The organism is Pseudoalteromonas haloplanktis ATCC 14393 (assembly GCF_000238355.1).
GTDB classification, from domain to species: domain Bacteria; phylum Pseudomonadota; class Gammaproteobacteria; order Enterobacterales; family Alteromonadaceae; genus Pseudoalteromonas; species Pseudoalteromonas haloplanktis.
This window is the reverse complement of the sequence record NZ_AHCA01000010.1, coordinates 1-16,268: the sequence shown is the minus strand read 5'-3', so window position 1 is coordinate 16,268 and position 16,268 is coordinate 1. Positions and strand designations below refer to the sequence as shown.

Genomic DNA, 16,268 nt, shown 5'->3' with positions numbered 1-16,268 from the left:
AGGCAAATTCTAACCCTTTTAAAATTAATAAACAGCCCTTTCGATGAAAACATTTTAAGCATTTCAGCTATTTGGTCATCTATTCACAAATTATAGATATAAATGGCCTATACAGGCCATTTAGGAGCAAAATTATTCACATTATTTTTTCTGGTCAGTCCAGAGTAAACTGCCGATTGCCGGTAAAAGTAACACCGCACCGAGCATATTGACCAAAAACATGAAGGTTAACAATATCCCCATGTCTACTTGAAACTTCAGATCAGAGAAAATCCAAGTACTGACACCGATGGCCAAGGTAATTCCGGTGAATAATACCGCACTGCCACGTTCAATTAGCGCATTTCGATACGCAACAGGTAATGCCACACCTTGCTTTAGTTGCCCCATCATAGATGACAAAATATAAATTCCGTAATCAACACCAATTCCCACCCCTAATGCAATAACAGGCAAAGTTGAAACTGTTAGCCCTATTTCAAGCTGCACCATCAAAGCCTGAGCCAACGTGGACACTATGTATAGAGGTAGCACGACAGCAATGGTTGCTTTTACGCTCTTAAAGCTAATTAAGCATAAAATAATCACCGCCCCATAGACATAAAGCATCATTGGCAATTGCGCCGCTGAGACTGACTCATTGGTTGCAGCCATTACGCCTACAGGTCCTGATGCCAACTTAAAGTGTAATGTGTCGGTTTGCTCTTCGATAGCAAATTGCTTAACACTTGCAATGATATGCTCAATGGTTTGCGCTTTATGATCGTCTAAAAAGATGATCACTGGCATGACTGAACAATCACCATTGAGTAACCCGGTACTGGTTTCAACTCTTGCCGTTGACTGTACTAAACTTGCGGTATTACGTGGCAAGCTTTGCCATTTCAAATTACCTTCGTTGTAGCCTGCATTTACTGATTGCGCAACTGAGCTTAGCGTTACAGCAGACTGCACTCCGGCAAGGTTTTCAACTTTATATTGAAAGCGGCTGATCCGCTCCATTACATCGTGCTCTGTACAAGCTGCTGGATACGCTTCTACAATCACTTTAAGAATATCCGAAGAAATGGTGTATTTGTCCGATATTAAAAATGTATCTTGGTTATAACGCGCATCTTGATGCAATGACGGTGCACCCGCGTGTAAATCTCCAATATGCATTTTTCCTGCTTGCCAATAGCCCAAAGCAAATAGCACTAGAGTACTGGCTATAATGACTTTAGCCCATTTAGGATCGGTGGTTTTCACTAATAAGTCACGCAAAGTATCAAGCATATTTGGCTTGTCACTATTTCCTGATTGGATATGCACTGTGCTGTCAAAATGCATATAAGATGCCCACACAGGTAATAACACTAAGTTAGTGAAAATAATAACCGCGACACCTAAACTTGCTGTAATAGCCAACTCACGAATTATACCAATATCAATTGTCAGTAAGGTTAAAAAGCCAACGGTGTCAGATAACAATGCAATGCCACCTGGGATCAATAGCGCTCTAAAACTTGCCTGACAACAAAGACGGGTATCACTGTCTTGCTCTGCAACTTTTTTCCCAATCGCATTGATCATTTGTACACCATGGCTTACACCAATCGCAAACACTAAAAATGGCACTAAAATTGACATCGGATCTAAGCCAAATCCTAGGCTCGATAATAATCCTAACTGCCAAACCACGGCGATAATAGAACAAGTAATTGGCAAAATAGTCAGCTTTAAACTGCCACAAAATAACCACACCATCACGAAGGTAAACGCAATTGCGATAGCAAAAAATAACACGACGCCCTTCGCGCCTTCAGCAATATCACCAGCCATCTTGGCAAAACCAATGATATGGATGCTGACTTTATCCGTACTTAATGGCTCTCTAATTTCACTTTCTAGTTTTTGAGCAAACGCTAAGGTATCCAGTTTTTCTTGGGTTTGTGGATCCGTTTCCATTAACTGCGCTGTTACCATGGCGCATGAATAATCGGATGCTATCATGCGACCAACTACTTTGGCCTTTTCAATATTTTCTTTTACAACCGCTAAACCACGTTTGTCTGCTGTAAAATTAGCTGGGATAATTGGTCCGCCGGCAAACCCATCTTCAACGACTTCGACAAAACGTGCGCTAGGGGCAAAAATTGAATTCACTAAGGGCCGGTTTACTCCAGGTATAAAATACAGCTGATCGTGGACCGCTTTTAATTGTGTAAAAAATTCAGGATTAAAAATATCGCCGCTATCATCACATACGGAGATTAAAATACTATTTGCCCCACCAAATTGTTTTTCATGCTTTAAATACACTTTCATGTAATCATGATTAAGTGGAATATTTTTATTAAATGAGGCATCTAGTTGGATTTGCGTGGCTTTAAACCCTAAAAAACACGTAATTACAATAAAGCTCATTACCATCAATAATCGATGACGAAAAACAGCTTTTTCTAAGAATTCTACGATTGCATGCATTATTCAGCCATCTCCTTCACTTTAATGCCATTTTCTGAAGCCATAACCAACTGATTATCAAAAATAACCGCATCTAAAATAGCTTTACCATCGGGTAACTGCTCAACTGTTAATTGATTATTTATGTAATGAAAAATCACCCCGCTATTAGCAAGTAACAGCCAATGGTTTTCACCTGCTTTAATAATACTGTTTACTGTGGCTGTTTTATCATTGTTTATTGGTCGCCACTGCTGTTCTTGTTGACGGCTGAAAATATTGCCGCGTAATCCCGCTACAACTTCCTCGCCATGATCGTCACTGGCGTATGCAAAGAAAGAGCCCATATAAATTTCTTCATCACGTTGCCAGCTTTTGCCATTATCTGTACTGTGAGCAAGTAACCCCATTTCACCAACCAGCATAAGTTTATTACCCGTTGCAACAATACGATTGAAGTGCGGCAGTATTGAGGCTGTTTCAGCTTCATAGGCTTCAGGATCAGAATCTTTTAAATCATTTAAGTATTCTTGGTCTTCTGCAAATAGCAATGAATCTAAAAAGCGTTTTTGCCAGTTTTCTCCACCATCTGTGGTTTCATAAAACATACCATAAGCACCAACGGCAAAACCGTGTTGCTCAGTAATAAATAAGATGTCTAGGCAGGGTTTATCCAATTGTGTATTTACTTGTTGTAATTGCCAATTCGCCCCACCGTCCGTTGTGTTAATGATTGTTGCATCATGGCCACACGCCCAACCGCGCTCACTACCATTAAAGGTGACCGCTGTTAATAACACTTGGCTTGGCACAGCAGCTTGTTGCCAGTCTTTTGCATCAACACTTGTAATTATAGTGCCGTGCTTCCCTACAGCGACCAATTGCTTTCCTGTAAATTCAATATCAGTCAACAACGTTTTATCTGCTTTTGTTGCAGTAATAGCCGCAAGCGGTTCAGACGCTATTGATTGTGTTGAAAGGCTTGCAGTAATAGCAAGGCCTGCATAAAGCATGTACTTCATATTTTTAAATCGCCTTGAAAGAGTGTGTTTGTCGGTATATAACGAGCAATCGGGGGACCCCATACGTGTCAGAATGACAAACGCGATTTGGAACAAAAAAGCACCTGGCTTAGGCCAGGTGCTTGAATGAATTAACGACCTTCGCGGCGCAGTGCGCTCGAGGTAAATTCATTATCGTTAAACGATTGTGAAAAATCGTACATTTTCTCTTGGTTATCTAAACCGATTGCAAGGTAGCGGCGTGAATTCAAATCATGATACACATCGAGCGTACTCCAATTAGTCAACGCATCGTAGTAGTTGATCGTATGCGCCATCGCAACTCGATACATTTGATCACGGTTATCATAGATATCTGTTACTTGAACTTGCCAGCTATCTTCATCTATATAAAACACGCGCTTTTTATAGATATGACGAGTATCGCCTTTTAGTTTCGCTTCAACGACCCAAACACGGTGCTTTTCATAACGCACATGCTCAGGATTAATGTGCCCCGCCATTAAAATATCATCATATTCAAGCTTGTCGCTATGCAATTTGTAGCTATTGTAAGGAACATAAAGCTCTTGCTTACCCTTTAGTGTCCACGTATAGCGATTTGGTGAACCATTGAACATATCAAAATCATCTGTGGTACGAAGGCTATCAGCCGCAGTTCCAGGTGCATCATAGGCTACGTTAGGGGCACGGCGAACACGACGCTGACCGGTATTGTAAGTCCATGCTTGGCGAGGGGTAAGTATTTGGTCCATCGTCTCATGAACTAATAACGCCGTTCCTGCAAGTCGTGCAGGCTCTGTCACTTTTTGTTTAAATTTAAATAAAATATTTGACTCTTGCAGCTCCGATGGAGTCGCTTTTGGGTCTGAATATTTAACTAACAATTGCTCATCAAAGCCAACCATGTTGTATGAGCCTGACGCAGTCGGTGCAGCTTGGCCACCAAAACGTTCAATCGAGAGACCACGATAACGTAATAAGTGATTCCAAATCGCTTCTAAGCCATTTTTAGGAATTGGAAAAGGAATACCAATGGCGGTATTTTTTATGCCGTTCCCTTCTTCAATCAACTCTGCGGTAGGTGCATATTGCTTCGTTGCATCATAAACAAACTGCGGATTAGAAGCGCTACGATGGGTTGTATAGATATTCATTTTAAAGGTATCTGGGTACGCTTCAAAAAGTGCAACTTGGCCTGGGCTTAAGTTAGCCTTGTATTTATCAACATTTGATTTATCAATGGTGAAAAGTACTTTGTCATTGGCATATGGGTCTGGGTGATGCATACCTGGCGTATACCCTGCAGGTGGAGTGGTAATACCACCCGTCCAAGCTGGAATCGAGCCATCTGCATTGGCTGCTTTTTCAGCACCTACTGGTGTTAAATCCGCACCTAAACGTGCTACTTCTTCGCTAGTCATTTTAGCAACTACAGCCGTTGTAGAAAACAAACTACATAGCGTTAGTGCAATGAGGGTAGGTTTTTTTATCATGATGATACCCTTAAATTGAATATTTAATATTAAAAGAAACAAAATCGCGGTCAGAGAATGTATTAGTTTGACCACCACCCCAGAATGAGTTGTAGCTAAAGTCAAACGACCACGCGTTTTGGTAATTAAAGTTTGCTGTAACACCTAGTGATTTACGGTCTTCAATAAATAAGAACATTGGATCAGGTGTAATACCATTTACATCGTGAGAAAAAACAAATCGAGGTGAAAAGTTAACCCCCTTAAAGAAGTTAAAATAATCACCTTTAGCAATTAAGCGGTAACCCCATGCTGATGCGCTCGGGAAAGGGTTCGTTTCAGGCCCATTTGATAAACCAAGATGCAGCGTTGAATAATCATCAGTACCAGGACCTGTGATAACACCACTGCGACCAGTACCTGAGACATTTAAACGTAACTCGTCGTACTCTGGCATATCATTAATACGCACCCCCCCAACTTCACCGACCACAGCCCAACTATCTGCACCAAGTGATGGTCCAAATAAATGTGTAGCAGTAAACTGTAGTTGTGCAGTATTACGTTCAATATAACCTTGTGCTGTTTCGCCAGGTCCTACAACGCTAATTGCATCGCCTTGGCTCATTTGCGAAATACCCGCAAAATCAGGACGAATACCTGCAACAGCTAACTGCTCAGGCATACCTGCATAAAGTAGTTCAACGTCATCAATTTGCAGAGGCTCGTCTTCACGAAATGCAAACTCCCCCGCAAACGCCGTCTCACCAATTGAAGTATTAAAGCTAACACCATAGAGCTTAATATCTTCAGGGTAGACTAACTTACCTTGTGTAAATGCGTTCAGTTGAGTGATATTGTCTTCAGTGATCTGTGTATCCGGCGAGAGGATCATCGCCAAATCTTCAGCAATCGCTTCATTTGTAAAGTTAGATACTTGACCTGAAATAAGTGGACGACGACTATGATAGTTAATGTGGTATAACGCCACTTCAGTATCATTTAATTCAGGTAAAAACATCCCTAAACGTAAACCGTATTGGCCGCCATTTTTTGGCTCAGTCTTACCTGCATCTCCCTTACCTTTAAGTGCTACTTTAGTTGGGTAAGCTAAATACATATTAGCAAGTAATGCTTGACCTTCAGCACTGGTTGGGTCGATACCTTGTGCAGCAGCTGCAGCACCAAACGATGCTTGTAAATTATTTAAGCTCTGTGTTAAAAACGCCAGATCAATATCTGGGTTAGACGTGAAGCCAAGCTGAATGTTTTGCTGATAACCGTTTTCAGATGCAAAGTCATTGGTCGAAAAATAACTCCCCGCTGCTGGTAGTCGTGTTTCATGCCAATCATACTGATAAAACGCTTCAAGGTTGATGTTGTCGGTAATACCTAATGATGCCCATAGCATGCCTACAGGAATAAAGGCTTCTTTTAGCTCAGCACCAGGCGCTTTTAAACGGTCTATATCAACAGGGTTAACATTGATACCGTGTGAAATAAGCGTACTTTCACCCCAGTTGACAACTTGCTGACCTAACCGCACTGATAATGGATTTTTACCATCATTTAAATCAAAATCTGCCCATACAAAGGCATCGAGTAAGCGAATGTCCGCGCACACTTGCTCTTTAGTATCTGGATCATCACATGGGTCAACGCCACCACCTGATACAGGGTTAACATAAGCCCGATCGCCATCCATTAACTCAAAATCATAAAAATACATAAAGCGAGTAAACAAGCCATAGTTATCTTTATTGATCGATAAATCGTGTGTGCCTTTTAATAGTTTCGAAAAGGATTCGCCACTGTCAAAATTTAAATCCCCAGCATCACCATTATTTGAGTAGGCGCCAGGCTGTGCCCACACATCTTGTGCTGTGTATATTGGATTAAGGGATGGATCATAGCCTGTCCAATTAAAAGCAGGATTATTACTTTTACCAATCAAAGAAAAGTCGCGGTCTTCTACGCGGATACTTTGACCATAGGAAAAGTTTGAATCAAATGTTACATCAAAGCCACCAACTTCAAAGTTAGCAGCGTGTGACGCACCTGTTGATAAACCTAATGTTGCAGCAGCTAGGCCTAAAAATATTTTGTTTTTAACAAAAAGCGATCTTCTTATCATTGTGTGTTCCCCCTGTCGCGGGTAATTTTGTGATCAAGTTATTGTTTTTAGTGTAGTCGTAACGATAGAAGCGAAATAAAGAAATTACAAATAGAACGCGTTCAATCAGTCATAATTTTTCTGTTTAGTTGGCGTTTACGTAATGGTAAGACGTCCTACCAGATAATTTATACACGTAAATTAACAATAGGACAAATTGAATTAACAAAAAAAACAATATTATAAGAAAATACTGTTCTAACCTATTCGCTCCAAGCGTAAGAATTTGTGTTCAGGTGTAAGTAAAAGTCGAAAGCGTCCTCTCACTCCTAACGAAGAAATAAAAGGACGTAAATGGCTTGCGGCAAAACGAACTTTCTTGCCGCCATCTTCAATTACTTGTACCGACGTGTACTTGCCTTCGTAATAATCCATACATTGTTTGTAGGTAAGATTAAGTAGAAAATAATATTCAACCATAATTTATTGCAATGCTTTATCAACTTTTTCAAATAAATCATCGCTTAAATTGTCCAGCTCTGCAAGACGCTGTAACTGGGCTTTCATCGCCATCGAGCGTACTTCGTCATAACGACGCCACGACATAAATGGTGTAAGCATGCGTGATGCATTTTGCGGATTAATAGCGTTTAATTTGACTAACAAGTCCCCTAATAACTGATAACCTGCACCATCTTTACGATGGAATTGCGCTGTATTAAAGTGACTAAAACTCCCCACTAATGCCCTTACGCGATTTGGGTTAGAAAAATCAAAACAAGGATGTTCATAGAGCTTATTGATATTAACAATTGCGTTATCGCCACCTTGCATTGCTTGTAATGCAAACCATTTGTCCATCACTAACACATCATGACGCCATTGGCTGTCAAATTGATTTAATAATTCAACAGATAAAGGACTGTCGGCCTTAACAACAGCACTCAGGGCTGCCAATACGTTGGTCATATTATGAGAGTTCGCGGCATCGCAAAGTAGTTGCGCATGCTCAGGTTCATCAATTTTTGCTAAATAATGTAAACATATTCCTTTTAATGCACGTACTGCAACGGCATCGGCGCTAACAGAACCATCATCAACCAAGCTTTGATAACATGCGATAAACTCGCACTGCAATTGTTTCGCTATTTGCAGTTCAAATTGCTGGGTGATAGCAACAATTTCATCGACCGGGATCACTGCAAATTCTGCGGCTAAAGTGTCAAAACTAGGTAATTTTAACAGCTCAGCGATCAACGCTAAATCACCCTTTCTCTCAATAACTAAGCTACGTAACGCGTTTATAACTTCCTTGGCAAGTGAATGCTCTCTAGGGTTTTCTATCGCAGCTTTCACAGCATTAATAAGCAGTTGTTGCTGCGCATCCCAACGCGAAAAATCACTACGAGCAAAACGCATTATATGTAATAAATCAGCCTCAGTTGTGTGTTGCTCGACAATACATGGCGCTGAAAAATCTTCTAATAACACTGCCACAGGCTTTGTTGCTAAACCATCAAAACTAAAGCGCTGATACGTGTTGGTTACATCTAGAACATGGTCAATAGGTTTACCTACAAAGCTCAATGGTACAGGTTGGCCCTGCCTATCAAGTAACTCAATAGCAAATGGTATATGTAACGGCGCATTATCCGGTTGATTAACTGGCGCGAGTTGCTCAATACTCAATGTAAAGATACCCTCCTCAGTATTATATTCTTGCTCAACAATCAGACGTGGTGTCCCAGCTTGACTATACCAACGTTTAAACTGAGTTAAATCAATACCAGAGGCATCACTCATGGCTGCAACAAAGTCATCGCAAGTAACAGCTTGCCCATCATGACGTTGAAAATAAAGAGCCATACCAAGTTGAAATTTTTCTTCACCCAACAATGTATGCATCATACGAATAACTTCAGCACCTTTATCGTACACTGTCACCGTGTAGAAATTATTCATTTCTATCACTTGTTCAGGACGAATCGGGTGCGCCATAGGACCTGCATCTTCACTGAACTGATGGGTACGCATCACTTTTACTGCATCAATACGGTTAAGTGCTCGTGAACCTAGATCACTGCTGAATTCTTGATCACGAAAAACCGTTAGGCCTTCTTTTAATGATAGCTGAAACCAGTCGCGGCAAGTAACTCGGTTGCCTGTCCAATTATGAAAATACTCATGTCCGACGATTGACTCTATCGTATGATAATCTTTATCAGTCGCGGTCTCTTGATTCGCTAGTACGCACTTAGAATTAAAGATGTTCAATCCTTTATTTTCCATCGCGCCCATATTGAAAAAATCCACGGCAACAATCATGTAGATATCTAAATCATACTCGAGGTTAAAACGTTGCTCATCCCACTGCATTGATTTTTTAAGTGAGGTCATGGCATGGGGGGTTTTCGCTAAGTTACCTTTATCAACAAACAACGCTAATTCAATATTGCGTCCACTTTTTGTGACAAAAGTGTCTTCAAGTACATCAAAATCCCCTGCTACCAGTGCAAATAAGTAACTAGGCTTTTTAAATGGATCTTGCCATTTTGCAAAGTGGCGACCGTCATCTAATTGTCCTTGCGTTAATTTATTACCATTTGACAAAAGGTGACGATAGCTTTGATCTGCGATAATTGTAACATCAAAGCTTGCAAGCACATCAGGGCGATCTAAATAGTAGGTTATTTTTCTAAAGCCTTGTGCTTCACACTGTGTGCAATACGCTCCCCCTGAAAGATATAAACCTTCTAAGGAAGTATTCGTTTTTGGTGAAATATCATTGACGATTGTGACCTGACACTCTGTGGGTAAATTATGGATCACCAGCTGTTCATCTAACAGCGTATAATCACTATAAGCGACGTCGTCTACAGCCACTGAAATTAAAGTTAACTCAATTCCATCCAACACTAAATCAGCTTCACCAGCTACCGCTTTTTTTAGCGTTATCACACTTGTTACCCGGGTATTTAAGGGAGCCAGATCAAAGGTTAAATCAACATGTTCAATAAAATATGGGGGAGCTTGATAATCTTTAAGATACTGGGCTTGAGGTTTTTTTGTTGCAGTCATGGAGAACTCCAAAAAGGGCTCCCCTTGAGCGGGGAGCAACTAATTTATGCCTGTTGTTTAGGCTTAATACGTAAAATTTTAATACCTAGGTAAGCATACACAACAGCTAATAAAGGGTTGATAAGGTTAAAAAATGCATACAATGCATAATCAAATGGATTAATCAAAAGCACACTTTGCATGTACGCACCGCACGTATTCCATGGGATTAATGGGCTCGTTATCGTACCGCCATCTTCTAGGGTTCGTGATAAATTAACCGGCTTTAACCCCCGCTTTTTATATTCTTCTTTAAACATGCGCCCTGGCACAACAATAGCAATGTACTGATCTGCAGCAATGACATTAGTGCCGATACAAGTTGCGATTGTCGCGCTAATCAACGAACCGGTGCTTTTAGCAATTTTAAGAATGCTTTTTACAAAAATATCAAGTAACCCCGTTTTTTCCATAATGGCACCAAACATCAAGGCAGTCATGATAAGCCAAGTGGTTGTAAGCATACCGGACATACCACCACCACTAAGTAATGAGTTCATTTTTTCATCGCCGGTAGCAATCGTAAAACCATCAAAAAAAGTGGTCCAAATTAACTTAAAATATCCAACAAGCTCTCCTTTCGAGCTATCTATTTGGGAGGCAATTAAGTCTGACTGAAATAGCATAGCCCAAACAGCCCCTATCACCGCTCCAATCGAAATAGCAGGAAAAGCAGGCATTTTTTTAATCGCTAACACTAATAAAACCAATAATGGCACCAACATTTCGAAACCAATATTAAAGTTTTGCTGCAAAATCGCCGTGATCTCATCAATACGTCCAGCTTCACTAGAAGCCGTGGCATTAAACCCCATAAAAACAAAGATTATCAAAGCGATAACAAAGCTAGGCACGGTAGTCCACAGCATGTGGTGAATATGCTCAAATAAGTCAGCGCCCACAACAGCTGGAGCTAAATTTGTTGTCTCAGAGAGTGGGCTCAGCTTATCACCAAAATAAGCACCTGATATTACCGCTCCTGCAGTGACTGTTTGCTCTAAACCAAGTCCAGTGGCCACCCCTAGCAATGCGACACCTATTGTTGCAGCTGTGGTCCAAGAGCTACCTATACTCATTGCAACTATGCCGCAAATTAAACAGCTCGCGGCATAAAACCAGCTAGGGTTGATGACTTGTAAACCATAATAAATTAGCGTCGGCACTGTGCCAGAGAGTAACCAAGTACCAATCAGTGCGCCAACCATCAATAAAATGAGTATAGCCCCTAATGATAACGTGATCCCTTCAATCATTGCTTGTTCAAGTTTTTTCCAACTGTAGCCATTTTTCAGACCAATCAATGCTGCTGTAAATGTTGCAAACAACAATGCAATTTGGTTAGGTCCAGATGATGAACTATCACCAAATAAGTAGACCGCTGCACCGAGTAAACAGATCAGTACAGTAATGGGGATCAAGGCATCAAGAAAGCTGGCCTGTGGAATAGGTTTTTCATCTAATGACTTCAAAATAGAGGCTCCTACGCGTATTTTATATACGCATTTAATTATTATTTTTCGGCACGAACGCGATATTGAGCGTAACTAATGATCTACGTTTAATCGGTTTTTATACCAATCGTGTTGAGTTACTGACCATTTATAGCGACAGATAAATGGCGTGATAACAAGGCATAAATTTTGACATGTAGTTGTTCTACATGAAAAATTTATAACGCAGTTAGCGCTTTATTTAGCCCGCTAGAATGATTAAATATTTAAGTCGATTGGTATTATACCCAAACCAAAAGTTTTAGGCAGTAAAAAAGGCGCAAAAGCGCCTTTTAAATTAATCTAATTAACAAGCCTATTTCTTAGCTACACGACCAAATTTAATGTAGTCCTGCGTAATTAATGCAGCTTCTTCTAAGAATGGGTCTAAATCGTCTAAAACGTCAGGCACATCATCAAGATTTTCCACAGGCTTTTCACCTAAGCGAAGCAGTCTTTCATTAGTACGCACTAACGCACGTGCCTCACCTTCGTCTTTCTCTTTAATGCGCTGGGCTTCAACAAGTGAAATCGTTTTCCGATCTTTTTCTTCTTTATAGCGTGTAATATCCTCAAGCACATAATTAAACTCAGGTTCAGATTTTATGCGTTCATCATGTGCTTTCGTTAAATACGCTATTGCAGCATGTAAGTCATCAACTGAATTATACTTTGCACGCACAATGCTATCCCACGGTAATGCGTTATCTTCCTGGCTTTCGCCCCACTCTGCAGGATCGATTGCTGATGGGAACGAAATATCTGGGATTACGCCTTTATGTTGGGTACTACCACCATTAATTCGATAAAACTTTGCAATGGTATACTGCACACTGCCAAGAGGATTATCATATAAATCATAAGCACGGCCTAAACCTTTATGCTGTTGCACTGTGCCCTTACCAAATGTTTGTTCACCAATAACAATGGCTCGCCCATAGTCTTGCATGGCGGCGGCAAAGATCTCAGAGGCAGACGCACTATAGCGATCAACTAATACGGTAAGTGGGCCGTCGTAAAATGTCACACCATCACGATCTTTTTGCTCTTCAATACGATTATTTAGAGTGTGTATTTGCACCACAGGACCTTGGTCGAAAAACAAACCAGATAATTGTGTTGCTTCATATAACGAGCCGCCGCCGTTTTGACGTAAGTCAATGATAATGCCATCAACCTTGGCTTCTTTTAACTTAGCAAGTTCAACTTTTACATCTTTAGATAGATTATTGTAAAAACCGGGGATTTCAATTACCCCAATTTTGCTGGTTAAATCAGAGTATTTTGCTTCAAAAACTTCTGATTTTGCGGCACGGTCTTCTAAACGAATTTTATCACGTGTTATTTCCACTACTTTTGGAGCACCGTGATCATCCGCACCTTTTAAGTATTGTAGTCGTACTTTTGTGCCTTTAGGGCCTTTGATTAAATCAACGACATCATCTAGACGCCAGCCAATTACATCAACAAATTCTTCTTTGTCTTGCGCGACACCAATGATACGGTCATCAGCCTTAATTTGCTCCGACTTATCTGCAGGGCCACCTGGGACTAAACTGCGAATGACGGTGTAATCTTCGTCATAGCTTAGTACCGCACCAATCCCTTCAAGCTCAAGATCCATGTCCATCTTAAACTGTTCAGCCCTACGTGGTGATAAATACGATGTATGTGCTTCAATGCTACGTGCAAATGAATTCATGACTATCTGAAATGCATCTTCACTATTAGTTTGCACTAAACGTTTTTGTGCATTGTGATAGCGTTTTGTTAGTACTTTTTTGATCCCGGCCCAATCTTTGCCAGTCATTTTTAAACGTAGTGCGTCATATTTAACACGTTCACGCCAAAGCTCATCCAGTTCGGCTTGTGTTTGTGCCCAATCAACGTCTTCACGATCAAAATAATACTCATCGGCCTCGTCAAACGACATTTCTTTTTCAAGTAAACTCAATGAATACTCATACCGCTCAAAACGACGTTGCATACTCAGATTGAAAATATCGAAGGTAAAGTCGAGTTTGCCGGTAGTCAACGCATTATCAAATTGGTTGCGGTATTGCTCGAATGAAGCAATATCCGCAGCCAAAAAGACGCTTTTATTGAAATCAAGGGATTCGATATAACGGTCATACACTTTACTTGAAAGTGCGTCATCAAAACGAATTGGTTTATAATGTGCACGAGTAAATAAGTTCGTCACCCGTTTGCTAGCCGTACTATGTTGACTTTCTTGCGCAAGGACAGGTAAGTCTTTTACCGTAACAACATCAGCAACATCTGCTGCAAATAATAAGCCCGAATAGAGGGCCGCAACTAACGGAATGAGCGTAAACTTCTGACTCATACACAACTCCTTAATTTAAATACAGCTTTAGATAATGTACAGGCTGTCTGCTTTCGTTTTAACTTGCATGCCCGTTACCAATTCAACATGAACATCATCTTTGTTCACTTCAGTGATAACTGCATTAACAAGGGCTTGGCCAAGCTTAACTTTCACTTTGTTATTAACCTTGACCTCACTTGCTGGTAAAGGTTCAATTTTTCCTGAACGTTTAGCCGGTGCAGCTTTCGCTGGTGCAGAATTAACTTTAGCGTTTTTATCCGCTGATTTGTTAAATTGACCAGGTTTCTTTTTGTAAGATTTTGTGTCTGAATCATTACGTGGGCGCTGAGCTTTTTTACGCTTAGCCATTTTCGCACGGCTTTCTTCAAGGGCTTTTTGAGCATGATCTATATGTTCTTGCTCAACTTTAGCGCCGTGATTACCATCCAAATCAATACGAAACTCAGACTTAGTCACAGCTTCTAAATAACGCCAATTTGACGTGTATTTTCTTAGTGCTTGACGAACCTGCGTTTTGCTTACCTTTTCAGAGCCTTCAATTCGCTCAGCGATATCTTTAAAGATACCAACTTTCAGCGGCTTGATGCCGTCTTTTTGTTTAAAACATTGTGGAAATTCTTGATATAAAAATTCCAGCACTTCATTAATATCTTTTAGCTTGTTTGTGGTTTCCATTTTAGAACCTATGTTTCACATCTTTTCATCAAGGGACGAATCGACGTAGTGTGTTACCCAGTCGACCAACTCTTCAAAGTCGGCTTCAATTACAGCCATATCACCTCGAAGGTGTTCCCAAATACCATTAATTATTTCATCAATTAATTCACATTCCGTGTCATCAGGAAGACGATCCCAAGCAATATGAATTAAATCATTGAGCGTTTCCGCTACATGTTCTTCATCTCCTTCCCAGTCACCCACATCAGTGACGGCAAACAGATAATCCTGTACATTGACTAAGTCTTTCATGCAATTGTTGCCTCAAAACACGCTACCAGTGCTTCTAGACCTAGCTTATCATCTGCATCAAACCGAGCAATACTTGGACTGTCTATATCTAACACTGCAAATACTTCACCATTTTTATGGATAGGTATTACGATCTCAGAATTAGACGCAGCATCACAGGCAATATGTCCTGCAAATGCATGTACATCTTCAACAAGTTGAGTTTGTGCAGTTGCAGCAGCAGTGCCACAGACCCCTTTCCCTAGTGGAATACGGATACATGCAGGGTTGCCTTGAAACGGACCAAGCACTAATTCAGTGGGTGAGTCCATTAAGTAAAACCCAGCCCAATTAACATCATCAAGTGACGTAAATAACAATGCGCTGATATTCGCCATATTGGCAATAATATTCGGCTCACCAGTAATTAGCGCTTCAGTTTGTTTAACTAATGACTGGTAAAATTCTTGCTTTTGCATACCAAACTACTTCTTATCAAACATACAGTAGCTAAAGGTACTCTTTGTCGCCAATAATTGAAACCTTTTCAAGGCAAAAAAAAACAATTTGCCCTAAATTTCAGCAAGCTTGGTTAATAATTCTGCTATTGAGGTGATTGTTGTTTTACTGCACCTTGTCTCAAGCCATATAAAAATAGCCCAGCGGCGAGTGCTGACATTGTGGTATTGATCAAAAAGACCATTCCCCCAGTGGCGCTAAGTAAATAGCTAAATATTGCACCACCGAGTAAGCCTAAAGTTAGAACTCCTGAGTAATTCACTTTTGCATACTTATACATTAACAAATAACCAGGCACGACAAATGCCGCCATAGTCAAACCAACAATATGCGCGTTGGCAATGGCACTCATGAGTAAATTGAAGAAAATCGTCATTGGGTCGCCACTTAATGTGAGCGCATAATAAATTCCGAGCGCAGTGCCAATAATCACAGGTGACAACAAAGATAAACCTACACTTTTCGCAAGCCGATGTTTCATAATACGTCCTTAAAATCTGGCTAAGAGATAAGTGCTAAGGATGCATGATGTTTTACAACATCGAAATAGAGACTATGGTCGTAATTTTCTATAAAAATTGTAGAGATAAAAAAACCCGCTTAATTAAGCGGGTTTTAATATATGGTGGAGAGATAGGGATTTGAACCCTAGAGGGGCTACAAACCCCTGCCGGTTTTCAAGACCGGTGCATTCGGCCACTCTGCCATCTCTCCGAAACTTTTATAAGTCACGAGCAAGAGTGTACTCATAACTATTTTGAATTAGGTTGGTGGAGAGATAGGGATTTG

The 16,268-nt window shown here is 40.5% G+C and carries 12 protein-coding genes and 1 tRNA gene; all 13 read right to left on the bottom strand.

The genetic code is table 11. From position 1 onward, the window contains the following. Positions 1–141 precede the first annotated feature (141 nt). On the bottom strand, positions 142–2,466 hold the full coding sequence (locus PHAL_RS0116945) for an efflux RND transporter permease subunit (protein ID WP_016709622.1): 2,325 nt from the start codon (positions 2,464–2,466) through the stop codon (positions 142–144). Next, positions 2,466–3,467, bottom strand: coding sequence for a WD40/YVTN/BNR-like repeat-containing protein (locus tag PHAL_RS0116940; protein ID WP_016709621.1), 1,002 nt, complete (start codon positions 3,465–3,467; stop codon positions 2,466–2,468). The genes PHAL_RS0116945 and PHAL_RS0116940 overlap by 1 nt, the downstream gene beginning before the upstream one ends. 131 nt (positions 3,468–3,598) lie before the next feature. After that, the gene (locus PHAL_RS0116935) at positions 3,599–4,963 is read right to left on the bottom strand and encodes a DUF1329 domain-containing protein (RefSeq protein ID WP_016709620.1); all 1,365 of its coding nucleotides are present in this window, start codon (positions 4,961–4,963) and stop codon (positions 3,599–3,601) included. 10 nt (positions 4,964–4,973) lie between these two features. Next, complete coding sequence (locus PHAL_RS0116930; protein WP_016709619.1) at positions 4,974–7,076, bottom strand: DUF1302 domain-containing protein; 2,103 nt, start codon at positions 7,074–7,076, stop codon at positions 4,974–4,976. A 237-nt stretch (positions 7,077–7,313) separates the two neighbouring features. Further along, a complete protein-coding gene (locus PHAL_RS23920; protein ID WP_016709618.1) occupies positions 7,314–7,535 on the bottom strand; it encodes a DUF2835 domain-containing protein in 222 nt (73 codons plus the stop codon). Between the two features lie 3 nt (positions 7,536–7,538). After that, on the bottom strand, positions 7,539–10,133 hold the full coding sequence (gene pepN, locus PHAL_RS0116920; protein ID WP_016709617.1) for an aminopeptidase N: 2,595 nt from the start codon (positions 10,131–10,133) through the stop codon (positions 7,539–7,541). Between the two features lie 44 nt (positions 10,134–10,177). Further along, complete coding sequence (gene nhaC / locus PHAL_RS0116915; RefSeq protein WP_016709616.1) at positions 10,178–11,641, bottom strand: Na+/H+ antiporter NhaC; 1,464 nt, start codon at positions 11,639–11,641, stop codon at positions 10,178–10,180. A 337-nt stretch (positions 11,642–11,978) separates the two neighbouring features. Next, complete coding sequence (prc, locus tag PHAL_RS0116910) at positions 11,979–14,009, bottom strand: carboxy terminal-processing peptidase (protein WP_016709615.1); 2,031 nt, start codon at positions 14,007–14,009, stop codon at positions 11,979–11,981. Positions 14,010–14,036: 27 nt separating this feature from the next. Beyond that, the gene (gene proQ / locus PHAL_RS0116905) at positions 14,037–14,687 is read right to left on the bottom strand and encodes an RNA chaperone ProQ (RefSeq protein ID WP_016709614.1); all 651 of its coding nucleotides are present in this window, start codon (positions 14,685–14,687) and stop codon (positions 14,037–14,039) included. Positions 14,688–14,702: 15 nt separating this feature from the next. Then, positions 14,703–14,981 carry a hypothetical protein gene (locus tag PHAL_RS0116900; protein WP_016709613.1) on the bottom strand — a complete coding sequence of 93 codons (279 nt, stop codon included), beginning with the start codon at positions 14,979–14,981 and terminating at the stop codon, positions 14,703–14,705. Next, the gene (locus tag PHAL_RS0116895; protein WP_016709612.1) at positions 14,978–15,439 is read right to left on the bottom strand and encodes a GAF domain-containing protein; all 462 of its coding nucleotides are present in this window, start codon (positions 15,437–15,439) and stop codon (positions 14,978–14,980) included. Before PHAL_RS0116895 ends, PHAL_RS0116900 begins: the two co-directional genes overlap by 4 nt. A gap of 125 nt (positions 15,440–15,564) precedes the next feature. Next, positions 15,565–15,960 carry a hypothetical protein gene (locus tag PHAL_RS0116890; protein ID WP_016709611.1) on the bottom strand — a complete coding sequence of 132 codons (396 nt, stop codon included), beginning with the start codon at positions 15,958–15,960 and terminating at the stop codon, positions 15,565–15,567. Positions 15,961–16,102: 142 nt separating this feature from the next. Then, positions 16,103–16,193: transfer RNA gene (locus PHAL_RS0116880), tRNA-Ser, on the bottom strand. Positions 16,194–16,268 lie beyond the last annotated feature (75 nt).